Origin of the sequence: Polaromonas aquatica (assembly GCF_050626995.1) — a bacterium.
Taxonomy (GTDB): Bacteria; Pseudomonadota; Gammaproteobacteria; order Burkholderiales; family Burkholderiaceae_C; genus Polaromonas; species Polaromonas aquatica_A.
In genome coordinates, this window is the sequence record NZ_CP192467.1 from 3,207,919 (window position 1) to 3,233,107 (window position 25,189).

General features: G+C 60.9%; 28 protein-coding genes and 1 tRNA gene. 17 read left to right on the forward strand and 12 right to left on the reverse strand.

Going from position 1 to position 25,189, the window contains the following annotated elements; all coding sequences use genetic code 11:
• The first annotated feature begins 29 nt into the window (after positions 1-29).
• Entirely contained in the window at positions 30-602 is a 573-nt protein-coding gene (gene dcd / locus ACQ4MS_RS15355) for a dCTP deaminase (protein WP_431095499.1), read from the forward strand.
• 67 nt (positions 603-669) lie between these two features.
• Here dcd and ACQ4MS_RS15360 read toward each other — a convergent pair whose 3' ends face one another.
• From ACQ4MS_RS15360 to ACQ4MS_RS15370, 3 genes are all read right to left on the reverse strand, one after another.
• Complete coding sequence (locus ACQ4MS_RS15360; RefSeq protein ID WP_431095500.1) at positions 670-1,554, reverse strand: alpha/beta hydrolase; 885 nt, start codon at positions 1,552-1,554, stop codon at positions 670-672.
• A gap of 104 nt (positions 1,555-1,658) precedes the next feature.
• Positions 1,659-2,081: a universal stress protein gene (locus tag ACQ4MS_RS15365; protein ID WP_431095501.1), complete on the reverse strand. Its 423-nt coding sequence runs from the start codon at positions 2,079-2,081 to the stop codon at positions 1,659-1,661.
• Positions 2,082-2,176: 95 nt separating this feature from the next.
• Complete coding sequence (locus ACQ4MS_RS15370; protein ID WP_431095502.1) at positions 2,177-3,100, reverse strand: delta(1)-pyrroline-2-carboxylate reductase family protein; 924 nt, start codon at positions 3,098-3,100, stop codon at positions 2,177-2,179.
• A 183-nt stretch (positions 3,101-3,283) separates the two neighbouring features.
• Here ACQ4MS_RS15370 and ACQ4MS_RS15375 point away from each other — a divergent pair, with 183 nt between their 5' ends.
• Both ACQ4MS_RS15375 and ACQ4MS_RS15380 read left to right on the forward strand, forming a co-directional pair.
• The gene (locus ACQ4MS_RS15375; RefSeq protein WP_431095503.1) at positions 3,284-3,694 is read left to right on the forward strand and encodes a hypothetical protein; all 411 of its coding nucleotides are present in this window, start codon (positions 3,284-3,286) and stop codon (positions 3,692-3,694) included.
• A gap of 52 nt (positions 3,695-3,746) precedes the next feature.
• Positions 3,747-3,998 (forward strand): hypothetical protein, encoded by a 252-nt coding sequence (locus tag ACQ4MS_RS15380; RefSeq protein ID WP_431095504.1) that lies wholly within the window; start codon positions 3,747-3,749, stop codon positions 3,996-3,998.
• Here ACQ4MS_RS15380 and pcp read toward each other — a convergent pair.
• Positions 3,991-4,713: a pyroglutamyl-peptidase I gene (pcp, locus tag ACQ4MS_RS15385; RefSeq protein ID WP_431095505.1), complete on the reverse strand. Its 723-nt coding sequence runs from the start codon at positions 4,711-4,713 to the stop codon at positions 3,991-3,993. The two genes, ACQ4MS_RS15380 and pcp, sit on opposite strands and share 8 nt — an antisense overlap.
• 114 nt (positions 4,714-4,827) lie before the next feature.
• A complete protein-coding gene (locus ACQ4MS_RS15390; protein WP_431095506.1) occupies positions 4,828-5,523 on the reverse strand; it encodes a DUF4136 domain-containing protein in 696 nt (231 codons plus the stop codon).
• Between the two features lie 119 nt (positions 5,524-5,642).
• Here ACQ4MS_RS15390 and ypfJ point away from each other — a divergent pair, with 119 nt between their 5' ends.
• The 3 genes from ypfJ to ACQ4MS_RS15405 all read left to right on the forward strand — a co-directional run bounded on the left by ypfJ (position 5,643) and on the right by ACQ4MS_RS15405 (position 9,353).
• Positions 5,643-6,518 carry a KPN_02809 family neutral zinc metallopeptidase gene (gene ypfJ / locus ACQ4MS_RS15395; RefSeq protein WP_431095507.1) on the forward strand — a complete coding sequence of 292 codons (876 nt, stop codon included), beginning with the start codon at positions 5,643-5,645 and terminating at the stop codon, positions 6,516-6,518.
• A 329-nt stretch (positions 6,519-6,847) separates the two neighbouring features.
• The gene (locus tag ACQ4MS_RS15400) at positions 6,848-8,293 is read left to right on the forward strand and encodes a DEAD/DEAH box helicase (RefSeq protein WP_431095508.1); all 1,446 of its coding nucleotides are present in this window, start codon (positions 6,848-6,850) and stop codon (positions 8,291-8,293) included.
• 100 nt (positions 8,294-8,393) lie between these two features.
• On the forward strand, positions 8,394-9,353 hold the full coding sequence (locus ACQ4MS_RS15405) for a YihY/virulence factor BrkB family protein (RefSeq protein ID WP_431095509.1): 960 nt from the start codon (positions 8,394-8,396) through the stop codon (positions 9,351-9,353).
• A 42-nt stretch (positions 9,354-9,395) separates the two neighbouring features.
• On the opposite strand, the gene ACQ4MS_RS15410 is transcribed toward ACQ4MS_RS15405, so the two are convergent.
• Complete coding sequence (locus ACQ4MS_RS15410) at positions 9,396-10,262, reverse strand: symmetrical bis(5'-nucleosyl)-tetraphosphatase (protein ID WP_431095511.1); 867 nt, start codon at positions 10,260-10,262, stop codon at positions 9,396-9,398.
• Positions 10,247-10,501 (reverse strand): hypothetical protein, encoded by a 255-nt coding sequence (locus ACQ4MS_RS15415; RefSeq protein ID WP_431095512.1) that lies wholly within the window; start codon positions 10,499-10,501, stop codon positions 10,247-10,249. The genes ACQ4MS_RS15410 and ACQ4MS_RS15415 overlap by 16 nt, the downstream gene beginning before the upstream one ends.
• A 145-nt stretch (positions 10,502-10,646) precedes the next feature.
• Here ACQ4MS_RS15415 and ACQ4MS_RS15420 point away from each other — a divergent pair, with 145 nt between their 5' ends.
• From ACQ4MS_RS15420 to ACQ4MS_RS15470, 11 genes are all read left to right on the forward strand, one after another.
• Positions 10,647-10,940 carry a single-stranded DNA-binding protein gene (locus ACQ4MS_RS15420; protein ID WP_431095513.1) on the forward strand — a complete coding sequence of 98 codons (294 nt, stop codon included), beginning with the start codon at positions 10,647-10,649 and terminating at the stop codon, positions 10,938-10,940.
• A gap of 13 nt (positions 10,941-10,953) precedes the next feature.
• A complete protein-coding gene (locus tag ACQ4MS_RS15425) occupies positions 10,954-11,154 on the forward strand; it encodes a hypothetical protein (protein ID WP_431095514.1) in 201 nt (66 codons plus the stop codon).
• Positions 11,151-11,384 carry a hypothetical protein gene (locus ACQ4MS_RS15430; protein WP_431095515.1) on the forward strand — a complete coding sequence of 78 codons (234 nt, stop codon included), beginning with the start codon at positions 11,151-11,153 and terminating at the stop codon, positions 11,382-11,384. Before ACQ4MS_RS15425 ends, ACQ4MS_RS15430 begins: the two co-directional genes overlap by 4 nt.
• Positions 11,381-12,229 carry a rolling circle replication-associated protein gene (locus ACQ4MS_RS15435; protein ID WP_431095516.1) on the forward strand — a complete coding sequence of 283 codons (849 nt, stop codon included), beginning with the start codon at positions 11,381-11,383 and terminating at the stop codon, positions 12,227-12,229. The genes ACQ4MS_RS15430 and ACQ4MS_RS15435 overlap by 4 nt, the downstream gene beginning before the upstream one ends.
• Before the next feature lie 92 nt (positions 12,230-12,321).
• Complete coding sequence (locus tag ACQ4MS_RS15440; RefSeq protein WP_431095517.1) at positions 12,322-12,528, forward strand: major capsid protein; 207 nt, start codon at positions 12,322-12,324, stop codon at positions 12,526-12,528.
• A gap of 391 nt (positions 12,529-12,919) precedes the next feature.
• Entirely contained in the window at positions 12,920-14,266 is a 1,347-nt protein-coding gene (locus ACQ4MS_RS15445; RefSeq protein WP_431095518.1) for a virulence factor TspB C-terminal domain-related protein, read from the forward strand.
• On the forward strand, positions 14,263-14,547 hold the full coding sequence (locus tag ACQ4MS_RS15450) for a DUF2523 family protein (protein ID WP_431095519.1): 285 nt from the start codon (positions 14,263-14,265) through the stop codon (positions 14,545-14,547). Before ACQ4MS_RS15445 ends, ACQ4MS_RS15450 begins: the two co-directional genes overlap by 4 nt.
• The gene (locus ACQ4MS_RS15455; RefSeq protein WP_431095520.1) at positions 14,544-15,506 is read left to right on the forward strand and encodes a zonular occludens toxin domain-containing protein; all 963 of its coding nucleotides are present in this window, start codon (positions 14,544-14,546) and stop codon (positions 15,504-15,506) included. The genes ACQ4MS_RS15450 and ACQ4MS_RS15455 overlap by 4 nt, the downstream gene beginning before the upstream one ends.
• 393 nt (positions 15,507-15,899) lie before the next feature.
• Positions 15,900-16,538 carry a recombinase family protein gene (locus ACQ4MS_RS15460; RefSeq protein WP_431095521.1) on the forward strand — a complete coding sequence of 213 codons (639 nt, stop codon included), beginning with the start codon at positions 15,900-15,902 and terminating at the stop codon, positions 16,536-16,538.
• A gap of 51 nt (positions 16,539-16,589) precedes the next feature.
• Entirely contained in the window at positions 16,590-17,927 is a 1,338-nt protein-coding gene (locus ACQ4MS_RS15465; protein ID WP_431095522.1) for a hemolysin family protein, read from the forward strand.
• A 177-nt stretch (positions 17,928-18,104) separates the two neighbouring features.
• Positions 18,105-18,953, forward strand: coding sequence for a DUF2726 domain-containing protein (locus tag ACQ4MS_RS15470; RefSeq protein WP_431095523.1), 849 nt, complete (start codon positions 18,105-18,107; stop codon positions 18,951-18,953).
• A gap of 44 nt (positions 18,954-18,997) precedes the next feature.
• Here ACQ4MS_RS15470 and ACQ4MS_RS15475 read toward each other — a convergent pair whose 3' ends face one another.
• From ACQ4MS_RS15475 to pepN, 5 genes are all read right to left on the reverse strand, one after another.
• Complete coding sequence (locus tag ACQ4MS_RS15475) at positions 18,998-19,831, reverse strand: amino acid ABC transporter substrate-binding protein (protein WP_431095524.1); 834 nt, start codon at positions 19,829-19,831, stop codon at positions 18,998-19,000.
• 556 nt (positions 19,832-20,387) lie between these two features.
• A tRNA-Thr gene (locus ACQ4MS_RS15480) sits at positions 20,388-20,463 on the reverse strand.
• Between the two features lie 23 nt (positions 20,464-20,486).
• Positions 20,487-21,494 carry a class 1 fructose-bisphosphatase gene (locus ACQ4MS_RS15485; RefSeq protein WP_431095525.1) on the reverse strand — a complete coding sequence of 336 codons (1,008 nt, stop codon included), beginning with the start codon at positions 21,492-21,494 and terminating at the stop codon, positions 20,487-20,489.
• A gap of 69 nt (positions 21,495-21,563) precedes the next feature.
• Positions 21,564-22,421, reverse strand: a complete 858-nt coding sequence (locus ACQ4MS_RS15490) for a tetratricopeptide repeat protein (RefSeq protein ID WP_431095526.1) — start codon at positions 22,419-22,421, stop codon at positions 21,564-21,566.
• Positions 22,422-22,439: 18 nt separating this feature from the next.
• Positions 22,440-25,172 carry an aminopeptidase N gene (gene pepN / locus ACQ4MS_RS15495; RefSeq protein WP_431095527.1) on the reverse strand — a complete coding sequence of 911 codons (2,733 nt, stop codon included), beginning with the start codon at positions 25,170-25,172 and terminating at the stop codon, positions 22,440-22,442.
• Positions 25,173-25,189: the final 17 nt, after the last annotated feature.

Genomic DNA, 25,189 nt, shown 5'->3' on the forward strand with positions numbered 1-25,189 from the left:
CAATCTAGGCAACCGAGGAATCCCCTGAAATGAGCATCAAAAGCGACAAATGGATACGCCGCATGTCCGAGCAGCACGGCATGATCGAGCCCTTCGAACCCGGCCAGATCCGCCAGCGCGACGGCCACAAGATCATCAGCTACGGCACCAGCAGCTACGGCTACGACATCCGCTGCGCGCCCGAGTTCAAGGTCTTCACCAACATCCACAGCACCGTGGTAGACCCGAAAAACTTCGACGAAAAAAGTTTTGTCGACTTCCACGGCGACAGCTGCATCATCCCGCCCAACAGCTTCGCGCTGGCGCGCACCATGGAGTACTTCCGCATTCCGCGCAACGTCCTCACCATCTGCCTGGGAAAAAGCACCTATGCCCGCTGCGGCATCATCGTCAACGTCACGCCCTTCGAGCCCGAATGGGAAGGCTACGTCACGCTGGAGTTCTCCAACACCACACCGCTGCCCGCCAAGATCTACGCCGGCGAAGGCTGCGCACAGGTGCTGTTCTTCGAGAGCGACAAGGACGATGTCTGCGAAGTCAGCTACAAGGACCGCGGCGGCAAGTACCAGGGGCAGGTTGGGGTGACGCTGCCCAAGGCGTAGCGGAAATCCGCGCGCCTGTTTCGAACGGGCTCCGGCAAAGAGCGTCCGGTTTTGTTTCTGCCTTCAGTCAAGGCCTGACGGCTTGGGGACGGCTGGCAAAGCCGCTCATGTACTTGATGGCATCACCGATGGTGTCGCGCCAGACCGGCCATTCATGGTCGCCATCGACGACACGGTACTCCACCAGCTTGGGCTGGTATTCAAACAGCTTCTGGAACAACCCGGCCGAGTGGTAGGCGATGGAAAAGGTGTCGTGGTCGCCGCTGTTGATGTACATCGGCACCACAACTTTTTTGCTTTTGTAGGCTTCCCAGCTCGCGGTGTAGTTCAGGCGGTCCCATGTGGCTTGGTCAAATTTGCCATTTGCCTGAAACGGCGCCACCTGCATGGCCGAAGAATGGGCCGGTGGGGTGGGTGCATAGATCGCCGGGCTCAACGCTGCGGCGGAAACAAACAATTCAGGGTATTTGAAAACGGCATTCACCGTGCCGAAGCCGCCGGCGGACAGCCCGCCGATCATGCGGCCTTCTCGGGCATTGATGGTCCGGAAGCTGGCGTCGATATGCGGGATGAGTTCCTTGATAAGCGCGGTTTCCGCCTTGTCCTTGTTGCCGTCCACCCACCAGCTTGTGCCGCCGCCCGGCATCACGATGATGGCCGGCTGGACGCGGCCTTCCCGCACCAGCGTGTCTATGGTCGACTGGACCTGGCCTTTGACCAGCCAGTCATTGTGATCGCCGCCATTGCCGTGCAGCAGGAAAATCACCGGGTAACGCAGCCGGCCGCTTTCATAACCATCCGGCAGGTAGATGGTGTAACGGTAATCTGTGTTCAGGGCTTTTGAACTGAAGGACCTGACGGTGACCTCGCCGGCAAGTGACGGAGATGCAACGGCCGCAGCGACTACCAGCAGTAGCCAGGCCAACAGTTTGCGGATCGGTCTGAATGCCATACGTGTCTCCATTTGATCTCCCTGTTGTGATGGGAAGCGCCCGGCTCCGCAAGCCGCCCAACGGGTGAACCACCGGCAGGGCGCTACCGGGGGAACGTCTGCTGCTACTTCACCAGCAACACCGGAATTTCGCATTCGGCGATGACCCGCTGGGCCACGCTGCCCATCAGTGCCCGGCTCAGCAGGCCCTGGCCGTGGGTGCCCATGACAATCATGTGTGTTTTTTCGCGCTTGGCGGCACGCAGGATTTCGGCGGGGGGCGAGCCTATGACCGCCGTCGTACGGAACGCAATCTTCTGGCGTTTAAGGAACCGTTCAATCGGCGTCAGCACCTTCTGCGATTCTTCGGCGTGGTAGGCGGCGACGTCTGCGGAACCCAGCATGCTTTTGACCCGCCCTGGAACGGGTGGCTGCACATTGATCACCACCACTTCACCGTCGGCGCCGACCAGATCCTCGTGATTGACCAGAAAGGCCAGGGCTTTTTTGGTGTACTTGCTGCCATCGGCTGCGAACAGGATCTTCATGCGCGTCTCCACAATGTGAATCCTTCAGCGTAGCACCGGGGGCGGCAACTCTTTGTAGGCGAGCGCCGCTGTATGCGCTTGAGCGGCTTTCTGTGTCAGCCCACGGGGCCCGGTGCTGCCAGCGCCACGCGCGCCGCCGCCAGGTCCCAGCCTGCCCAGCCGCAGCTCTTGAACAACACCGGACCGGCCGCGGGTTTTATGTCCTGGCGCACCACGTCGGCGAGTGTGGCGAAGCGGCTCACATCCAGCCCGGCCTGAAGCAGGTCGCCGGCTTCGTGGCCGGCGTCGGAGGTGTCGACAAACACCGAGCCCTTTGCGGCGAAGTATTGGCATAGCGCCGCACTCAGCTCCACCATGGTGGGCGTAAAAGCGCCTACTGCGCTGACAAAGCCGTCCGGGCGTGGTACGGCACTGAGCACCACGCCGCTGGCGGGCGTGCAGGTGACGGCCAGCGGGCAATCGGCCAGCGCGGTGTTGGCGTCAAACACCATGCGGGCGTTCAAGCCCAAAGACTGCGCGTGGTGCACCAAGGCCTGGGCGCTGGCCGCGCTGCGCGAAGCGATCCGGAATTCGCGCACGCCCAGGCCTTCGGCAAAGGCTTCGAGGTGGGCCAGGCCCTGCACGCCCGCGCCCACGATCAGCATCGGACCCTTGGGGTTGGGTGCCAGCCGCTGCGCCGCCAGCAGCGAGACGGCGGCCGTGCGGCGGGCGGTGACGGTGGGGCCGTCCAGCATCAGCCTACGCTGGCCGGTGGCCACGTCAAATACCACCACGTCGCCCTGGATGGCGGGCCGGCCGGTGCCGGCGTTGGCGGGGGTGAAGGTGATGAGCTTGGTGATGGCGATCCGGGCGTCCAGCGCGGGCATCACAAAAAGGCTGCCGCCGGCGGGCAAGGCCTGCACTACGCGAGAAGGCGCCTGCACCGTGGTGTCTTTGAGTAGCAGCGTTAGTTCGCCGACCAGTAGCGGGTAAGGCAGCCGGGCGGCAGTCTGGGCGGGGTTGAGCGCGGTGGGCATCATGGGGCGATGGTAAGCGGCGAAGGGAGAAGGAGGCAACGGGAGGCGGTGCGGGACGCGAGACCCTGGCGTTACGCCGCGTAAAAAAATGAAAGGTTTTTATCCTACAGAGTCCCGGGAAAAGCGCTGGATGGAAACCCCCGGGGGGCCCCTCAGGATGAACCAGGGTTCACCGGGAGGCCTGTCATGTTTTCTGATCACTTGAAAAAATTCGACGAAATGCCTTACAGGACGTTGCTAATGGTAGCGGCCGGGCTGGTTTTTGTTTGTCAGCTCGCAGCTTTCGCGTTTGTGGCGGATGCACAAGTCACCAAAGCGAAGATCCGCGACTACCAGCGCACTGTCGAAATCCAGGCGATTGCCCAATGCATGGAAACCGCCCCGGTCCCCGCGCGCCAACGCTGCATCCAGGAAGCCCGCGTTATGGCCAGTTCGGCTGTGCCGCCGGCCGCGGGTGCCGCGCCCGAAGCGCAAGCCCTGGCGGATGCGCCGGATGAGTCGAACGGCGTGATGGCGAGCAATGAAACCGGCGTCAGCGGCATGCTGCCAACCCAGCCTGCACAGGGCTTCATGGCCGCATCCTTTGCATTTCGTTAGTTCACGCTTGGGGGACGGAATCAACGGCCGCAGCGGTTAGCATGGGGCCAGGATGAACGTTTCACGTATTTACCAGCCGCGCAACCCCCTGTTCTGGCTCATGCTCGTGCTTAACGGGCTGTCTCCCCTGCTGGCCTGGGTGGTGCAGAACCGGCCGCTGAACGCGGTGGCCACGCTGGTGGTGACCTGCTTTGCGATAGGCAATGCGTTGCTGGGCATGTGGCTGGCTTGGCGCCTGTTGCGGGAGGAGCCCGCCGCGCCTGCGCAGGAAACTCCTGGCGCGGGCAACGATTCCACTAGCTGACGGCTCCGGCAACTTTTGATATGTCGCGCCCGGTGGTCAGCGCCGTGGCCACGGCCGTTCGCAGCCCGCGCACTACCTCTGGCAATGGCAGGTTCGGCACGCCTTGCTCCGGAACATAAGGAACGTGGATGAACCCGCCGCGTGTGCGTTTGAAGCCTCGTTGTGTAGCCAGCGCATGCATCAGCGCATAAAAGACATGGTTGCAGACAAAGGTGCCCGCCGTTTGTGACACCTCGGCAGCGACGCCGGCGTCTTGCAGCGCTTGCAGCATCGCCTTGATGGGCAGGGTGGTGAAATATGCCGCCGGTCCGCCGGGCACCACGGATGTGTCGACAGGCTGGCTGCCGGTGTTGTCGGGAATGCGGGCGTCATCGACATTGATGGCAACGCGCTCCAGCGAGATCGCGCTGCGCCCGCCGGCCTGACCGACGCAGATGACGAGTGCCGGCTTGTGCAGTTTCAGCAGCCGGACAAGTTCAAGTGTGGAGTCACCAAAGACGGTGGGCAGCTGCGCCGCGACCACGCGGTGGCCGGCAATGCGCTTGCCGCGCAGCGCCTTCACTGCAAGCCAGCTGGGGTTGATAGCCGGGCCTGTGCGCCCGGCCTCTCCAAAAGGGTCGAAGCCGGTGAGCAGTACGCAGGGGAGGGCGGTCGCAGGAGAGGCAGAAGAGGTAGAAAAGGCAGAAGAGGTACGAGTGGACGAGTCGGCAGGCATGCAGGCATTGTGAAGGATGGAGGCCGGTTATAGCTACCACGACCAGGGATGGCCGAAGGCGTCTCATAAGTTTCAGGCTGCTGTTCTAAGGAAGATCCTGAATCGTCTTCCGGCTTATTTTTTGATCAGCGCACCGGTTTTGCTGTCGAACTTCACCACGCGCACTTGCCCATTCTGGCCAGGAAAGTCGTCAAACACCGCGCGCACCAGGTAGGGCACCACCAAGGGCAGGTCGCTGCTGCCGCCTTCGTAGAAGGCGCGCGACTCAAACACCGTCCGGGGCGGCTTGCCGGGCGGGGTGCCCTGGGTGTCGAGCAGCCGCAGGCGCAGGCTGTGGGTGTAGAGCGTCATGCTCACCGGCCGGTCGCCGACGTAGCGCGGCCCGAAAGGATCCGGCACCCAGCCGCCGCCGTAGAGGCGGCCCGCGGCATCGCGGTAGGGCGGCACAAACACCATGTTGTCCTGGTAGACCGGCTGCATCCAGGTTTTTTCCTCGCTGCGGCTGCTGGCGGCCACGTCAACCTGAAGGCGCCCGACCTGGCCTGGAGGCGCGAGCCTGAGGCCGCGTTTTTCGAGCTCGGCCTGCACATGGCCCTCGTACGTGGCTTGCTCCAGCTGGCGGGTAGTGTCTACCGGCGTGATGTAGCTAAAGGTGCTGCCCGCTGCGTCTGCGGGCCACTGGTTGAAGCTGGTCACGCGCGTGGTGATCGGGCTGGCGCAGGCGGTCAGCAGGGCTACCACCGCCAGCGCGAGCCAGCTGCGGAGCGACAAGCAAAAAGGCATGAAGCGGGTCATGAGGAATGGATACATCAGGGTTCAATTTGTTCCGTGAATCGGGCCGGCTCAAGTAAAGTCGGCGCATGCGCTGACAGCCGGCAGGAAGCGGTCAGGGCTAAATCACTACCACTGTACGGGATTGGGAGAATGCCATGAAATGGGAAGGCAATCGTGAGTCTGACAACGTGGAAGACCGGCGTGCGGATGGTGGTGGCGGCGGCGGTTTCGGCTTTGGAGGCCGCAGCATCGGCATCGGCACCATTGTGGTGGCGCTGGTCGGTGGCTGGATCTTCGGCATCAACCCGCTCACGATTCTGGGCGTGCTCAGCGGCGGTGGACCGCCGGCGCAGGTGCAGCAGGCGCCTGCGCAGCGCCCGCCGGCTGATGACCGCATGGCCAAATTCGTCTCGACCGTCCTGGCTGATACCGAAGACGTCTGGAAAGATGTGTTTGCCAAAGGCGGCGCTACCTACCAGGAGCCCCGGCTGGTGCTGTTTCGCGGCGCCACCCAAACGGCCTGCGGCCAGGGGCAGGCGGCAATGGGCCCGTTTTATTGCCCGGCCGACCAGAAGGTGTACATCGACCTGGGGTTCTACGAAACCTTGCGTAGCCGCCTGGGTGCGCCGGGTGACTTTGCACAGGCCTATGTCATTGCCCATGAAGTCGGCCACCACGTACAAAACCTGCTGGGCATCAGCGGCAAGATGGAGCAGATGCGCGGCCGCGTCAGCAAGGCCGAGTTCAACGCGCTGAGTGTGCGGCTGGAACTGCAAGCCGATTGTTTCGCCGGGGTCTGGGCGCACAACGCGCAGAACGCCCGTCAGATCCTCGAGCAGGGTGACGTTGAAGAAGCCATGAACGCAGCCGCCAAAATCGGCGACGACGCCCTGCAAAGGGCCGGCGGCGGCGCGGTGGTGCCTGAAAGTTTCACCCACGGTACCAGCGCCCAGCGCCAGCGATGGTTTGACACCGGCCTGAAAACCGGCAGCGTCAAGGCCTGCGATACCTTCAGTGCCAGAAATATATAGAAAAACCGGCACCAGCCCAAGCTTGATGGGCGCAAGCAGCTATAAAATTGATAGCATTCAAGGCTATGTTGTGGCGGGTTGTCCTCATCTGTAACAGCCCTGAAGCCAGGATTGGCGTTTAAAACCGGCCAATTCACCCAAAGTGCGACAATAGCGGGCTAAGGAAGCTCTGCATAACCCCTGTCCTGCGGTCTGTGACCGGGCGGGCCCGGGTTCTTTGCGGTGTTACCTTTCTTGCCAATGGCGGTGCCGTTGGCTGCAAGACGCGCCTTGGCATCCTGTTGGATCCGCGCGCGCCATCACCCGCTAGAGATACGCTGAGTTTCCTTATGACATCCTCCTTTTCCAATCTTTCGCTGGCCGAACCGCTGGCCCGCGCCGTCGCCGAGATGGGCTACGAAACCATGACCCCCATCCAGGAACAGGCCATACCGGTCGTCCTGCAGGGTAAAGACGTCATGGGCGCCGCGCAGACCGGCACCGGCAAGACCGCGGCTTTCTCGCTGCCGCTGCTGCAGCGCATGATGAAGCATGAGAACGCCTCGACCTCGCCCGCGCGCCACCCGGTGCGCGCGCTGGTACTGCTGCCCACGCGCGAACTCGCCGTGCAGGTCGCTGAGCAGGTCAAGCTCTACGCTAAATACACCAACCTGAACAGCGCCGTAGTGTTTGGCGGCATGGACATGAAGCCCCAGACGGCCGAGCTCAAAAAAGGCGTCGAGGTGCTGGTGGCCACGCCGGGCCGGCTACTGGACCACATTGAAGCGAAGAACGCGGTGCTTAACCAGGTCGAGTACGTGGTGCTGGACGAGGCCGACCGCATGCTGGATATCGGCTTTTTGCCCGACCTGCAGCGGATCCTGAGCTACCTGCCGAAGCAGCGTATCACCCTGCTGTTCTCGGCCACCTTCTCGCCCGAAATCAAGCGCCTGGCCTCCAGCTACCTGCAGGATCCGGTCACCATCGAGGTGGCGCGCTCCAACGCCACGGCCTCGACCGTCGAGCAGCATTTCTACAGCGTAGGCGCCGACGACAAGCGCCGCGCGCTGCATCAGATCCTCAAACAGCGCGGCATGAAGCAGGCCTTTGTCTTCGTCAACAGCAAGCTGGGCTGTGCACGCCTGGCCCGTTCACTGGAGCGCGAGGGCCTTAAAACCGCCGCGCTGCACGGCGACAAGAGCCAGGATGAGCGCCTCAAGGCGCTGGAAGCCTTCAAGAAAGGCGAAGTGGATTTGCTGGTCTGCACCGACGTTGCGGCCCGCGGCCTCGACATCAAGGACGTGCCGGCGGTATTCAACTTCGACGTTCCCTTCAATGCCGAAGACTATGTGCACCGCATCGGCCGTACCGGGCGCGCAGGCGCCTCGGGCCTGGCCGTGAGCTTTGTCGCCAGCAGCGACCAGCGCCTGGTGGCTGACATTGAAAAGCTGATCAAGACCAAGATTGAGCTTGAGCCCATTGAATTTGAAGAAGACCGCCCGCGTATCAGCGAGCAGGGCCGCATCAACGACGGCCGCCGTATGTACCGCGACGCTGAAGACGGCGGAAGCCCGCGCGAAGCACGCCAGCCGCGCGAGCGCCGCGAACACCCGCCGCACCGCCAGCCCGCTGCGCCGCGTGACCCATTCTTCGACCAGCCTTACGAGCCCGCCGTAGCGCCCGACGCTACACCCGCCTGGGAAGCCGCCGCCAAGGCAGCTCCCGCGCGCAGCAGCGTGTCGGCCAACATCAAGCCCAAGAAAAAAGTCGCGGCGCTGTTCAAGACTGCCGGTTAAACCCGGTCCCGCGGGCAGGTAGCAACCGTCGGCGAGCGCCTACGGCGGGTTGCGGGGCCGTCCGGTGCGGCGCTTGTGGCGCGCCTTCTACGCTGTCTCCATGACGGCGAATACCGATCCGCATTTGAGGCCTCCATCGGCTTTGGGACTTCCCGCGCGCTTCCACAAAATCCTGAAAACCATCCGCCCCTTGTGGCGCGCCGTCGATCACTGGATAGACGCAGACGGCATGCGGATGAGCGCCGCCATGTCTTTCTACGGCATCCTGAGCCTGGCGCCGCTGCTGGTTCTGCTTGTGGCCGTGTTGGGCTGGTGGCTGGATCGCGCGTACATCGAAACCAGCCTGGTGGACCATATCCGCAGCGTGGTCGGCGCGCAGGGCGCGCAGGTGGTGCAGCAGGCGCTGTCGAGCGCACAGGAGCCATCGGAAGGCATTGCGGCTTCACTGTTTGCTTTTGCCTTGTTGCTGTTTGGCGCTACCGGCGTCTTTGCCGAGCTGCAGGACGCGTTTGAGCGGCTGTGGCGGCAAGGCAGCGGCGAAGAACCGCAGCAGAAGTGGTGGCACAGCGCCTCCCTGCGCCTGCGTGGGGTGGCTTACATCCTGGCTTTTGGTTTTTTGTTGCTGGTCTCGCTGGTGATTTCGACTTTTCTCAGCCTCCTGTCGGGCTGGGCGGGCAGTTATCTGCCGATCGAGAAGATCGCCTGGATCCTTAATGAAGTTGTGTCTTTCGGCTTCTGCGTTGTACTGTTTGTCGCGCTCATGAGGATGAGCGTGGGCCCCAAGCCCGCTTTGCGCTATCTGGTGATGGGTTCCGCCGTGGGGGCCATCCTGTTTGCGGTCGGTAAGCACCTGATGGCTTTTTACCTCTCGACCGCTGCGGTTGTGTCGGCTTATGGCGCAGCAGGCTCTCTGGTGGTGATCCTGATGTGGATCTACTTTTCGTCGGCCGTGCTCTTGTTGGCCGCAAGCGTGGCTCGCGCATGGGCCGACGAGTCGGCCAGCGCGCGGCGGGCTGGGCTACCCCCGGGCGCTGCTGCGGCGGGTGCGCGCGCTGCATAGTGCCTGCTGCTCTTGCCTCGGGTAAAGGCCGATGTGCACGGTTCAGGCCGACTTTCCGTGCTTGCCAGGCTTTTGTGCCTGTTCGCATTTCACACTGATCAATTCAAACTCGCCGGCTGTTGCGCCCAGCCTGGCGGCGGTGAGACAGCCTCCCCACACACAACCGGTGTCGAGCGGCAAGGTGTTGTTTCGCAGGGCAGGTGTGCTGTTTTTTCCGCTGGACAGGGTGGACCAATGGCCAAACGCCACGGGTGTCTTTAGGGTAGCGCGGCCCGGGGCATCAAACCACGGCAGATGGCCTTCAGGCGCACTTCCGGGGCCGTCGGTGCTGCTGAAATCCATCACGCCTTCGGGCGTGCAGAAGCGCAGGCGGGTCAGCGCGTTCACGATGACCCGCAGCCGGTCGGCGCCCTGGAGGCTGTCGTCCCAGTGGTCGGGTGTGTTGCCGTACATGGCCTGCAAAAAGTCTTTAAGGTCCCCGCTGCGCAGCACCTGCTCCACCTCCGACCCCAACGCCATGGTTTGCGCTGCAGTCCATTGCGGAAGCACGCCGGCATGCACCATCAGCCAACCGTGGCGGTGCAGCGCCATGGCCCGGTGGCGCAGCCAATCGAGCAGTGCCTGGCTGTCCGGGGCTTCCAGAATGTCCTGTACGGTGTCACTGCGTCCGGGCTTGCGTACACCTTGCCATACGGCCAGCAGGTGCAGGTCGTGGTTGCCCAGCAGGCACTGTGCCGCGTCACCCAGGGCGGACAGACGGCGCAGCACCTTGAGCGACTCGGGGCCGCGATTGACGAGGTCACCGAGGAGGTAGAGGGTGTCGCGGCTGGGCGAGAAATCCATCTTGTCCAGCAGTCGCCCCAAGGGCGCATCGCAACCCTGCAGGTCGCCAATCAAGTATTGAGCCACGATCTCCCGGCTTCTTTGACCAGCATCGTCTTGCACGCGCTGTCTTTTTCAGACTCCAGCGCTGCGATGCAAATCCACTTCTCTACCGGCTCGCCGATCAGCCGCGCAAGCGCTCCCGCTATTGCTGGGCTGAGATGGCCGCGCGTTTTGGCGGTATGAAGTGCGCCCCTCGACAGACGTAGCTTTTCGGTCCAGTACGGAGCTGGTTCCCGGGCTAACGCGTCGTCTAGCAGATTCATTGTGGTTTGCATATTGGTATTGCCTACATGTTGTATTCATGCCTACAGAGCGTAGTCATGGTATCAAAGCTCTTGACTACAAGGTGTAGTCATCGGCATCCTCTGGCTTGCCTACGCATTGTAGGCATTTAATAGGAGCCACACCATGATCAAAGTCACCATCATTGATACCAACACCCGCGAAAACAAGGGTATCGGCAAAACCAGTGGCAAGCCGTATCACATGTTCTTCCAGAACGGCTATGCCCACACCCACGCCAAAGACGGCGCGCTCAACCCCTTCCCCGAAAAAATCGAACTGGTCCTTGATGTGGACCAGCAAAGCAACATGCCGAAGGTTTATCAACCCGGCGAATACCAGCTTCACCCGGCCAGTCTTTATGTGGGCAAATTCGGCCTTGAGGTGGCTCCCAAGCTCGTCCCCCTGAAAAAAGCCTGAGTCCGGGTGAACCATGACCCGCGCCCTGCAACTTCAAGCTGCTAAGGCCGCTGTTCGGGCTTCGATGATCACGCTTCTCTACGAAGTGTCGATGATCGAGGACCAGTCGCCTTTTGACACACTCGTCATTACTGCTGAGTTCGATGATGACCACTGCGAAATCGGTTACGTCATCACCCTGGACGATATGCCTTTGGCGGGCTCATCGCTATGAGGTCCGCCGATCAACTCCAGATGTTTGAGCCCGAGGGGGCCAAACTCGCTGAGCTCGTGGCTGGTCACAGCAAGACCGCCGCCTTTGAGCGTCGAGTTGCCGTGAACCTCGAAACCTCCGGGTATTCGTCCGCCGCGTCTTCACGCATCGGCTACGCCGAACACGCCGAAGAGCAAGCTGCTGTGTGCGAAATGGCGCTGCAGTTCGAGCGCCTTGCAGGTCTCGCATGAACACCCCCGCCGCACGCACTGAGAGCCGCGCAGCGGCTGGGCTTGTCTCAGTATCAACAACCCATACGGGGTGTCTCAACCCCGAAGGGTTAGCTTCTGTGATCTGGCTTGCAAACAATGGGATCACCATTGATCGCCAGCAAGCCAGAGTGACCCGGCTCCGCAAGGGCGTAGGTGTTGCGGCCAAGCTGCTGCATAACGCTGCAGGTGATCGTGCCCAGAAAGTCATGGTGACCCTGACCTATGCTGGTGACAACAGCAGCTGGAAGCCTACGCACCTTACCGCGTACATGACCAACGTCCGCAATTGGTACAAGCGTCTCACCGGGAAAAACCTCCGCTATGTCTGGGTTGCAGAGCTGCAGGACCGGGGCGTAATCCACTACCACGCTGTGTTTTGGCTCAAGAAGGGCATCACCATGCCCAAGGCCGACAAACGCGGCTGGTGGCCGCATGGCATGACCAAGACCGAAGCGGCAAAGAAGCCCATCGGCTACCTCATGTCCTATCTCTCAAAAATCGAAACGAAAAACGTAATGGAGTTCCCCCATGGCGCTCGTATCTCTGGTTCTGGTGGCCTCGATAAAACTGGTCGCGACATTAAGCGCTGGGTACTTTGGCCTGCGTATCTGCAGGGCAATGCTGCAGCCGGTGACCGCTTCAAACCTGCGGTTGGAGGCGGCTATACAAATCATGACACTGGCGAATTCTTCAGAGCTGAATTCCAGCCAGTCGGCAATTCTCACAAGACCTTTTTTAGAGTCTATACCCACCCACGGGAAGTGGACGCCGCTGGTCCGTTCTCTTGGGTACGGTCCGCTCCGCAGGGGGTGACGGTTCATTGACAGATTGCGACGGAAAGGGCTCCAGCGTTGTGAAACGTCGAGCTTCTTTCCGGTGCAATTTCGCACCGCTACCTTTACCAAGGAAATCGGAAATGAAACGCTCTCTGAAACTGAAACTGGCTTCTATCCCTGCCTTCGTGTTGGCAAGCTCGGGTGCTGCATATGCAGCCGTTCCCGCTGCTGTCACCACGGCAATGACCGACGCTCAAGCCGACGCCCTGTCGGTGGCTGGCACGCTGACCGCCATGGTCGCCCTGATCTGGGGTGCCGTGTACCTCAAGCGCAAGTTTTTCGGTTAAACCAAGGACCGGGGAGGGCACAAGCTCTCCCCATTTCCAATGGGCTATTCACACAAAGGCATTTGCTACCCGACTGAACAGCAGGCCGAGACGGCTTACTGCGAGTCCTGGACGCAAACCGGACTTTCGTCAACCGGCGACTTGATTTCAAGTCGCTGCACCGGCGTTTCCGGGGGTGTCGCCACAGTCGAAAGACTCAATGGCGCAACGATAGCGACTGTCAACGTACCGGCTCCGACCTTCGCGCCATGCGAGCACGATGGCGGCGTTTCGATGGCGCTGGACTACTGGTACTTAGCGCTAGGCTTTTGCGCCGTCCTATGGGGCGCTAAGCAGCTCCACAACCTATTCCGAGGCCGACACGAAGTCGTCTAAATATGGACTTTCAAACATGGCAAGCAATACATACACTCGCGCCCTTTGGGCTGCTCTTTTTGGGCTTGTGGCTCTTGTTCAGGTAGCACCTGCATATGCTGAGGGGCCTGTAGCTGCTCCCGGTGCTTTCGAACAGTTCATGCAGAAGGTCACTGGTGCCGGTAAGACCACGGTGGACTTTGCTAAAGACGGAACCCCCGTGGCTGCGCCCGGCGTTCCCCAGGTCAGCACGGACGGCGGCCTACCCAAGGTCGAGCAGACTGGCAATGTTCGCAATCCGTCGGGTAATGCTGTCCCCGTCAAAGTCACCGGCAGGATTCCCGGAGTTCAGACAGCATTAGCCGTCGGTCGCGCACTGGGTAGAGTGGTTGGGCCAGTCGCTGCGGGGATGGCCATATGGGAGGTCTGCAAAGAGTTGGGCTTTGGCTGTAGCCGCACCGCGGACAGTGGTCTGATCACCATCACGCGAGAAGACCCCGACATTTGCACCGTTTCGCCGTGCAGTGAATATTTGTATTCACAGAGCTCGACTATTACCAGCGGTTGGAGAACTTCGAGAGCTTCTGCTTGCACAGCGTTGGCGAATTCGTTGAAGGCAAATATTCCCACCTACAGTTTCAGCGGCTCTGTGTCTGGAAATATTTGTGTGATGTCTTACACGACGCCTTCGGGTGATGTTGGCGAAGACGCTTATCACCTCGCTACTCGAATTGTTGACCCGGCGCCAAGCAACGCGGTTCCAGCGAGTCAGCAGGAATTGCTCGATGCAGTAGCTGCTAAAAGTGGCTGGCCGTCCACCTCGGCGATCGCGGAGGTGATCGCGCAGTCGAACACCATTGGCGGTCCCAAGGTGCAACCTCAGGCCATCACCGTCTCTGGCCCCGCCACCTCACCCGGCACGACGACCACCACCAACAACACCACGAACAACACCACCAAAGCCGAGACGACCACCCACAACCACACCTATCAGGGCGACACGATCACGACCACCACGCTCACCAACACCGTGATTACCAACAATCTCGGCGACGTAATTTCCAACGAAACGAAAACCGAAACGCCACCCGAAGACACACGCGGTGAGTGCGAGAAAAATCCGCAGTCGCTCAACTGCTCGGAGCTCGATACACCGGAGGGCGAAATCCCCAAGTCGACAAAAAACATTACCTATTCGCCAGAGAACCTGTTTGGTGGCGGTAGTTGTCCCGCGAATCACACCATTACAACGAGTGCGGGCAAGCAGATTGTTTTGAGCTATCAGCCGACTTGTGACGCTTTCTCGGTCTACATCCGGCCCATGATCATCGCTATTGCGCTGTACATGGCCTACCTCATTATTCTCCCGGGGGCAAAGGTATGAAGCTTGGAACTTGGCTCCTGACGCTCATGCAGCCCATGCTGGCAAAAATTCTCGTCTCGCTCGGCTTCTCGGTGGTCAGCGTCGTGGGCATGGAGGCCGCGCTGTCAGGGCTCAAGGCTCAGTTCATTTCTGCCGCTAACGCGATGCCTGCGGGCATGCTGCAGCTCTTTTTGCTGGGTGGTGGTGGGGTAGCCCTCGGGATCATCTTCGGAGCCATGGCGACCCGGTTACTGCTCTGGCAGATTCAATCGAGCGTGAAGATTCTGGGAGTGAACACATGATTACCTTGATTACGGGCGTTCCCGGGTCCGGCAAGAGCCTGCACGCTGTCGCTGAGCTCCTGTTGCCCATGCAGGGCGCAACGGTTGAGCATGAGGGCGAAAAGGTCCCTCGGGTGCTGCACACCAACATCAAAAACCTGCTGCTCGATCACGTCCACATCGACGCTAAAAACCTCAACGAATGGCACACATGGGCCAAGCCCGGCGCGCTGATCTGTTTCGATGAGGTTCAGGAGGTGTGGCGGCCGCGCTCCATGGGAGCACAGACGCCGGAGTGCATTGCCAAGCTGGAAATTCATCGACACATGGCGGTGGACTTCGTGTTGATCACGCAGCATCCCATGTTGCTCGATCAGAATATCCGGCGTTTGGTCGGTCGTCATTTGCACGTGCGCCGCATTGCAAACATGCCGTTGGCCGTTGTGTACGAGTGGGACCACGCCTCAAATCCGTCGATGGTCAAGAGCGCAATCACCACGCGACCTTGGCGTTATCCAAAGGGCGCGTACAAGCTCTATAAATCCGCTGAGGCTCACACCAAGCAACCGCGCCGATTGCCTGCTGCGCTCCTCGTCATGCTGCTGGCTGCTGCCGGCTTGGCCTATGGTGTGCCCACCATCACCGCACGCCTGTCCGAGCGGTACAACCCCACGGCGGCTGTCACCAAGAATCAGCCATCAGACACAAAGCAGGCGCGGAAGGCGGAGGGGCCGCTAGGCAACCCGCCAGCGCCTGCAAACGTTCCACCTGGACAAGTACCGGAAACAGCCGCCGCGCTCATCAGGCCCTTGGGCTGCATATCGACGAAAGATCGGTGTGCGTGCTACGACGAAACCGGGCTCAAGGTCGAAATGTCAGATCACAGCTGCCGTACTGCCTCACGGGAGCTTGTGTACATCCTTCGCGAAAAGCTGCCCGTGCTATCGGTCGCATCGGGCAAAACTGCCACCGTTCATTGATAGGCAGGCTGTTGGGGTATCGGGGGCCTCGCCCCTGATGGAAAGCGCGTCTGGCCAGACGCCCCCGCCCGAATATATGATCACCACATGGCAATGGACACACGGCACTGGTACAGGGACCTCCTCCGCAAGCGCACGGGCTACGTGGAGCGCTCCGCGTTTCGCCTCCCGGCCAGTGAATCGGAGCTTAAAAAACCGTTTAAGCTTCACGCGACTTGGCTCATTCTTGGAGGCCTTGCTCTCGGACTGCTGCTGCTTGTGGTCGCCCGGGTGGTCTTGCAGCTCGCGAAGTAGAGCCACTTCCACCCTGTCAACATTGACAGGCTTTTTTCCACAAAGCCGCACTATTCCGATACCTTGCGCTATTCAAATAATAGCGGGAGGGGTGTAGGGGTGTTGATTGGTTACGCGCGAGTGTCCAGCAGGACACAAGAAACGGCCTTGCAACTTGATGCACTGCAAAAAGCAGGGGTTCAGAAAATCTATCAGGAGAAAGCACGCTCGATCGGTGATCGGCCACAGCTTCGGCTTGCGTTGGCTTCCATGCAGAAGGGCGATGTGTTGCTGGTTTGGAAGCTCGACAGGGTGGCTAGAAGCCTCCGTGACCTGCTCGGGATACTTGAAACGCTACAACAGCGTGGCGCAGGTTTTAGAAGCCTCACAGAGCCTATCGACACTTCCAGCTCGGTGGGCATGTTCATCGTTCAAATTCTTGGCGCTGTCGGCCAGTTTGAGCGCAATTTGATTCGTGAACGAGCTATTGCCGGTCAGGTCGCGGCTTGGCAAAGGGGCGTTCGTTGGGGCGGTCAGCCTCGCGCCCTATCTGATGCAGACGCCCAGGAGGTTTACCTTTTAAGGTCCACGGGCCTATTTACAAAGTCAATGCTTGCGGAGATGTTTGATTGCAGTGAGTCAACTGTTACGCGTGCGTTTGTGGCCCGGAGATTTCCGGAGCGCGTGACGGCAAAAAAAACGCCCGTCTTAGGGCGTTACTTGAATGGCTCGGGGAGAGGTTCTAAATCGTTGATGTAGCCATGTCACCAATGAAGTAAAGTGACATGTGTTTATTTTGCGCCAGGCCTCATGGACTTTTTTCTGATAGCTTTCTTGACGCTGCTCAACGGCGTTTTTGCCATGTCGGAAATGGCCCTGGCTTCCAGCCGCAAGGCAAGGCTCACCGCCATGGGCGAATCAGGTGACAAGGGCGCGCAGGCGGCCCTGGGCCTGCTGGACAACCCCACACAGTTTCTCTCGTCGGTGCAGGTGGGCATCACCTCCATCGGCATGCTCAACGGAATTATTGGTGAGGCGGCTTTCAGCGACGGCCTCTCGCTGTGGATACAAAGCTTTGGCGCGTCGCCGCGTGCAGCCGAGATTACGGCGACCGCACTGGTGGTGACGATCATCACCTTCATTACCATCGTGTTCGGCGAGCTGGTGCCCAAGCGCATAGGCCAGCTCTATCCTGAAACCGTCGCCCGGATGGTCTCGCGGCCCATGATGCGGGTGGCCAGCATTGCGAAGCCTTTTGTCAGGTTACTGTCCATCAGTACGCTGGCCGTGCTCAAGCTGCTGCGCATTGACAACACCGCCGGGCGGGGTGTGACGGAAGAGGAAATTGCCGCCAGCCTTGAAGAGGGCGTCGATGCGGGCCTGATCGAAGAGCATGAGCACCAGATGGTGCAAAACGTGTTCCTGCTCGACGACCGCCTGCTCACTTCGCTGATGCTGCCGCGCTCCGACATCGAATGGCTCGATGCCTCCGACACCGTCGCCCAGGCTATCGAAAAGGCGGGCGCGACGGGCCACTCGTGGTATCCCGTGTGCCGCGGCAGCCTGGACGATGTGGTGGGCGTGGTCAACGTGGCCAAACTCCTTGCCCTGCGCGGCCAGATCCAGCCTTCGCCGTCGGCCCAGGGTGGTGATGCGGTGCCCTCTGTAACTGACCGCATCGGTGCTTATGCGGTGCCTGCGGTATTTGTTCCGGAAACGCTGACCGGCATGGAGTTGCTTGAACAGTTCCGGGCCCGCTCTACGCGCATCGTTTTTGTGGTCGATGAATATGGTGTGGTGCAGGGGCTGATGACGCCCATGGACATGCTCGAAGCCATCACGGGAGAACTGCAACCGGGCGCGCAAGTGGACGCGTGGGCCACCGAGCGGGAGGATGGCAGCTGGCTTATCGACGGGGTCATGCCGGTGGCAGAACTCAAGGCGCGGCTGGATATCCGGGATTTGCCCGAAGAAGGCCGCGGACGCTACAACACGGTGGCCGGCCTCCTCCAGAGCGTTTCAGGCCGGCTGCTGAAGACCGCTGAGCATGTCGAATGCGCTGGCTGGCGATTCGAAGTGCTCGATCTGGATGGGAAGCGCATTGACAAAGTACTGGCCAGCCCGATGTCAGGCACCTCCGATTTGTAAATTATTGTTACTTTTTTGGGGCTGCGGCTTTTGGAACTTGTGGCCCAATTCCGTGATTCAGAGCCTATTTAACGGGAAGAGACGTCGCAATGTGAGACGCCCATGCAACACCCGATACGTAAATAGTTGTAACTTGAAGATGCTCTGTTTAAACTGGGGAAAAAAAGCAAGGTACCCATGTTTGATGTTTTCGTGTTGGCGCTTACCGCCACGGCTGTGTTGGCAATGGCGGCGGGAGCGGCTTGCCATCATGGCTGGCTGGCGCGCGTTGCGCGCAACAAAAGGCGTATCCCCGCGCAATGGCATCTCCAGGCCCGCCCCCTACTGCTCGAAACAGAGCAGGATGTGTGGCACTGGTTGCAGCGCGCGTTTTTTGAACACCATGTGCTGGTTAAAGTCCCGGTTATCCGGTTCGTCTCGCCGCGCACTGAAGTCGAAGGGCAGCGCTCGTTTGAGCTGCTCAAAAGTGTGTATTGCACGTTCACGGTATGTGCCGCTGACGGTACCGTCATCGGTTGCCTCGACGTCCCCGGCCCCAATGGGCTGAGGGCCAGCAACCGCGACCTCAAGCGAAAGCTGTTTGCAGAGTGTGGCATCGCCTACGCCGTGGTGCGGGGCAGCAACCTTCCCTCGCTGGAGGACGTGCGCGCAGCCTTCCTGGGTGAAATCGATTTGTCCGACGACGAAGAAGCGCCACTCGCCGTGCTCGGGGAGCCGCCCCTTGCGATGCCCGTGGACGTCGAGGTCGACGCCATGGCCACCGTGCCCGACACCATGCGTGCGGCCGACGGCGGCGCTTTGGTGGCAGATGCGCAGCATGTTGACATGACAGCCATAGCGGCCGCCCGCACCAGCCTGCGGGCCAAGCTGGAGCGCAACCGCAAGATACGGTTTACCAACTTCGACCCTCTCAGCACCGGTTCAGGCATTGTTCACGACAACGCCGACCACAATTTCGCAGTGCAATGGGAAGACTCTTTCATCACGCCTGAAGAGTCGGATACGCCGAACGGCACCAACGCCTGAACGTTTAAAGCCGCACCAGTGCTGCGGCTTCTTTCAGGGTTAATTCAATTGGCCTTCGCGGCGTCAAACAACGCTTTCGTTTCCGCCGGCATCACGCTTGTCAGCGGTTTGCCGCCTGGTTTCACGGGCTTTAAAAACCATTGTTCATACCAGCCCTGCGCTGCGCCGCTACGTATGGATTCCTTGATAGACGCATTGACCAGGTCGCCCATGGCTGCGTCCCCCTTGCGGTAGGCGATGGCGATAGGTTCGACTGACAGGCGTTCCGGCAGGATCAGATAGTCGCCTGCATTGGGCAGGCTCGCCAATTGCGCGGCTAGCGCTACACCATCGCGGGCGTACCCTGCCACCCAGCCCAGTTGCAACTGTCCGAGGGCGGCATCCGCGTTGACCGCTTTGGCGTGTTGCCACTTCAATGAATGCTGCTGCGCATAAAGATCCAACGCGGGAACTACGGTAGTGCCGGCAATGCCCACAATGCTTTTGCCTTGCAGTTGGTCAAGCGCGCTGAGTTTGTCCTTGGTGCGCACCGCCACCTGGACGCCTTCGATAAAAATCGGTGTCGAGAAATCCATCCGCGCCCGGCGTTCCGGTGTGTCGGTCACGTTCTCGCACAGCAGATCCACGCTGCCTTCAGACAGCAAGCGGGTACGGGCGTCCACGTACGTTTCGATATACCGTACCCGCAGGTTCGGGTTGCCAGCAGCTTGGCGCAGCCGCTCGATGATGGGCTTGCAGAATTCAATGCTGTAGCCCAGGGGCTTTTCTGCTGTCTGGTGAAATGAAAAGGGCGCGGAGTTTGCGCGGTAGCCTACGTTGATCTGCCCGCGGCTCTTGATTTTTTCGAGGGTCGCCTGGGCCTGGGCCCATTGCGGCACGGTGACCGCCGCTGTAGCCAGAACGGCTGGAAAGAGCCGTCGCCAAAAAGGACGAAGCGGAAATATCCCCATGCGAATCCCCGGTAGTGGAGTTTGATTCTTATGTAAAAGGACTTAATCCGCAAACAATGCTGAGGGATGACTTTCCCGGTACAACCAAGGAACTCATTGCGCCATGGCCATCTGAAAGAATGAATGAAAAAGACCTTGTTCTTGCGGAGCAGGGGCTCGGATGGTTGCGCGAGAGCTGGGGCTGGTACGGACCGCGGCTGGTCTATCGTGATTTAGCGGACTTCGCGGAGCGGCGGTATTCAATTGGAAAACCGTTCGCGAACGGCGACATGGCGCCGGAGGTATTCCAGCTAAGCATCACGCGTTGCTGTAAGTATCGGAGGGCTTGGTCCCGGCAGCGCTGATCCAGATCAAGTCATTCAGCAACCAGGAAAGCAAAAAGCCCTCAATCGAGGGCTTCTGCTTGAATGAAAACCAACTGCCATCGAATTTGACATCAGCTGTTTTCTATTAAATAACCACTAGCGCATTTGACTGCGGTAAATGGTGCCGGAGAGATGAATCGAACACCCGACCTTCTCATTACGAATGAGCTGCTCTACCGACTGAGCTACACCGGCTTTGTATGAAATACAGCCCGCGATTATAGCCCGGAGTGGTAGGCGGTCACCCGTTCGACCTCATTTTTGGAGCCGAGCATGACGCTGACCCGTTCGTGCAGCTTGGTGGGCTGCAGGTCCAGGATGCGTTCCTTGCCGTTGGTGGCGGCGCCGCCGGCCTGTTCAATCAGCCAGCTCATGGGGTTGGCTTCGTACATCAGGCGGAGTTTTCCGGCCTTTTCTGGCTCGCGTTTGTCCCAGGGGTACAGGAAGACGCCGCCGCGGGTCAGGATGCGGTGCACGTCGGCCACCATAGAGGCGATCCAGCGCATGTTGAAGTCTTTGCCACGTGGGCCGTCTTTGCCTTGCAGGCATTCGTCGATGTAGCGCTTGACCGGTTCGTCCCAGTGGCGCATGTTGCTCATGTTGATGGCGAATTCTTTGGTGTCTGCCGGAATCCTGACGTTCTCCTCGGTCAGCACGAAGGAGCCTTGCTCGCGGTCCAAGGTGAACATGGCGACGCCGTCGCCCACCGTCAACACCAGAGTGGTTTGCGGGCCGTAGATGCAGTAGCCGGCCGCGACCTGTTTGTTGCCGGCCTGCAGAAAGTCTTTTTCTTCCACACCGGCGTGGCCTTCAGGCTTCTTGAGCACGCTGAAGATGGTGCCGATGCTGACGTTGACGTCGATGTTGCTGGAGCCGTCAAGGGGATCGAACAGCAGGAGGTATTCACCTTGCGGGTAGCGGTTGGGCACCACGTAGATGCTGTCCATTTCTTCCGAGGCCATGGCCGCCAGGTGGCCGCCCCATTCGTTGGCTTCGATCAGCACTTCATTGGCGATGATGTCGAGCTTTTTCTGGATTTCGCCCTGCACGTTTTCACTGCTGGCGGTGCCCAGCACGCCGCCCAGCGCACCTTTGTTGACGGCCTGGCTGATGCTTTTGCAGGCACGGGCCACCACTTCCAGCAGCAGGCGCAGCTGCGACGGGATGTGGCCGTCCATGCGCTGCTGCTCCACCAGGTAGCGGGTCAGGGAGATTTTTTGGGACATAGGGTGCTCCGTTCGGTTGAAGATAGTTCGTTTGGGCTGCGATGTGGCTGGGTTTAGCTGGGCGGGCACTCAGCCAGGCTCGCCTTGCTGTTCGCGTTGTTCAAATTCGGCGAGCGTGGCCAGGGCGTCGTTCAGCAGGTCCTCGTCGTCCTTCGCACGGGCAATGTCCACGCGTTGCTGGAAGAGGGCGCGCGCTTCGATGGGCTGGTCCGCTTCATGCGCGAGCACGCCGAGCTGGAACAAGGTGTCCAGCACGATGTCCGTGTCCTGCAAGGCCTGGCCCAGCGCCATGCGCTGTTGCAGCCAGGCCTGCGCCTGCGCATGGTCGTCCAGCTCATAGGCGTTTTGCGCCAGGTTGTTGATAAGGCCGGAGAGGCGTTTGTCCGTGCCGGAATCGAATGCGCTTTGTGCATCGGCCAGCAGTTGCCGGTTGTGCGCCAGCGCCTCGGCGAAACGGCCGGCCTCGTGCAGCGCATAGCCGATCTCTTCGCGGATGCCCAGCTTCTGGTCGGTGCCCAGCGTGGCGCCTTCGTGCGCTGCCCAGTGGGCCGACTGCTGAAGGTGCTCAACGGCAGTGTCGTACTCCTCGGCTTCCAGGGCCGACTCGCCAATGGCGTAATGCTGTTCGTAGCGATCGGTGGGTGTGAGGCCACCTTTGGCGGCGCGCATGGCCAGGGCGCGCAAGCCCAGGGGCAGGCCCTCGGCATGCTGCTGGCGTTTGCGAAACACCACGAACTGCAACCATAGCAAGTCAGCCTGCTCGGCGGAGTCGGCGCCAAGGGCCTCGGCCAGGGGCTCCAGCGCGGCCAGGTCGGCTGACATGCGCGAACCGCTGAACATGCCGCTGGCGTCGTACACCGTGTCGCGCAGCGGGTTGAACTTCTTCGCAAACCGCTGTGCGGGGGTATTGAATGTGAAGAGTGCCATGGCGGGCGCCGTTCGCGTTCAGTCGGCCAGTGCGCGAGAGACGACTTCGAGTGTGTCTTTGCTCAGGTCTGTCTTGGCCGCTACGCGTGCAATCGCTTCACGCGCCGCGCTGCGGTAAGGCTCGGCCAGCTTGCTCCAGCGGTCCAGCGCGCGTGCCAGGCGGGCAGCCACTTGCGGGTTGATGGCGTCGAGCTCCATCACGCGGTCGCTCCAGAACACGTAGCCGGCAGCATCTGCACGGTGAAACGCGGCGGGGTTGCCCTGGCAGTAGGTGCTCACCACGCTGCGCGCGCGGTTGGGGTTGCGCAGGCTGAAGTCGGGGTGCTTCATGAGCTGCTTCACCGCCGGCAGAATGTTGCCGCCGCGGTCAGGCGCGCCGGCCTGCAGGCCAAACCATTTGTCGATGACCAGGGCTTCATCCTTGAACATGGCGTGGAACAGTGGCAATGCTTCAGCGGCGAGGGCATGGCCGCTGGAGACCAGGGCCGCCAGCGCATTGAAGCGGTCGGTCATGTTGCCGGCATCCTTGAAGCGCTGCAGGGTCTTGCCTGGCCAGACGGTATCGCCGGTACTTTGCGCCGCCAGGCACAGATAAGTGAGCGCCATGCCCGCGAGCGCGCGTCGGCCGCTGGAGGCCGGGTCGGGCGTGTAGGCGCCGGTGTCATGGTTGGCCTCATACACGGCTTGCCAGTCGGCCGCCAGCGCGGTGGCCAGCTGCGCGCGCATGGCCTCGCGCACCGCATGGATGCGCTGCGGGTCCACCACGTCGAGTTGCTCGGCCAGATAGGTTTCAGACGGCAGCGTCAGCACCAGTTCCTTGAACGCCGAATCCAGCCTTGGGTGGCGCAGCACCTGGCGCATCGCATCAAGATAGGCATCATCCAGCACTGTAGCCGGTGCGGAATCTGCGCCACCAGCTATAGATTTGATAGCGCGTGCAACGGCCAGGCGTTGCCCGGCTTCCCAGCGGTTGAACGGGTCGCTGTCATGCGCCAGCAGGTGCAGCAGCTGGGCGTCGGTGTAGTCAAACTCCAGCACCACCGGCGCCGTAAAGCCGCGCAGGATGGAGGGTACCGGTTCGGCATCAATGTTGACGAAGGTCAGTGTCTCGCTCGGTTGCGTCAGCACCACGTTGCGTGTGCTGGCGAGGGCCTGGCCCTGATGGCTCTCACCGGCCAGCTGCAGCGGCAAGTCACGGCCGTCCGCACCCAGCAGGCCCAGGCCGACCGGTATGACAAACGGTTCCTTGACGGGTTGGCCTGCCGTGGGCATGCAGCTTTGCGACAAGGTCAGGGTGTAGGTGCGCGCGGCCGCGTCATAAACACCCTGCGCGTGCACACGCGGCGTGCCGGCCTGGCTGTACCAGCGCTTGAACTGCGGCAACAGGCGCGCCAGGTCCGACATCGGGTTGGCGTCGGCAATGGCCTGCGCAAAATCGTCGCAGGTCACGGCGTGGCCGTCGTGGCGCTCAAAGTACAGCGTCATGCCGCGGGCAAAACCGTCACGCCCGACCAGGGTCTGCATCATGCGGACGACTTCAGCGCCTTTTTCATAAATGGTGACGGTGTAGAAGTTGCTGATCTCGACATAGCTGTCGGGCCGCACCGGGTGGGCCATGGGGCCGGCGTCTTCGGGGAACTGGGCGGTGCGCAGCACGCGCACGTCTTCAATGCGCTTGACGGCGCGGGCCGAGGCCTCGCCGCACAGGTCCTGGCTGAATTCCTGGTCGCGGAAAACCGTGAGGCCTTCCTTCAGGCTGAGCTGGAACCAGTCGCGGCATGTGACGCGGTTGCCCGTCCAGTTGTGAAAGTACTCATGGCCGACCACGCTCTCGATGTTGGAAAAATCAACATCGGTGGCGGTGGCCTGGTTAGCCAGCACGTACTTGGTGTTGAAGATGTTCAGGCCCTTGTTTTCCATCGCGCCCATGTTGAAGTCGCTGGTAGCCACGATCATGAAGCGTTCCAGGTCCAGCGGCAGGCCGAAGCGGGCTTCGTCCCAGGCAACCGAATGCATCAGCGAGGTCATGGCGTGCTCGGTCTTGTCGAGGTCGCCGGGGCGCACATAAACCTGCAGTACGTGCTCCTTGCCTGCGCGGGAGGTGATGCGTTGCTCGCGGGCCACCAGCTGGCCGGCCACCAGGGCAAAGAGGTAGCTCGGCTTTTTGTGCGGATCTACCCACTTGGCAAAATGCCGCGCGCCGTTGGGGCCGGGCTCTAACGGACCCTGGGCCACCAGGTTTCCGTTGGACAGCAGCACCGGGTACTGCGCCTTGTCGGCGCGTAGGGTGACGGTATAGCTGGCCATCACGTCCGGGCGGTCCAGGAAGTAGGTGATGCGCCTGAAGCCCTCAGCCTCGCACTGCGTGAAGAAGGAGTCGTTGCTGACGTAAAGGCCCATCAGCTTGGTGTTCTTCGCCGGACAGGTCGTGGTGAAAATTTCCAGCTCGAAGGGCTCGGTGCCTTCTGGCAGGTTTTCCAGCACGAGCTGGTTGCCTTCCATCTTGAAGGAAGTGCCCTGGCCGTTGACCAGCACGCGGGAGAGATTGAGTTCCTCGCCGTCCAGCTTCAGGGCTTGGGCCGGCACGTCCGGGTTACGGCGCAATGTCATCTTGTTCAGAACGCGCGTTTTCTGCGGGTCCAGGTCAAAACACAGGTCGACGGTGTCTATCCAGTAAGCGGGTGCGACGTAGTCGGCGCGGTTGATGACCACTGCGGCCCCGGGGGTTGATCCATCAAGCATTTGCAGCATGGGTTAATTCCTGAAAA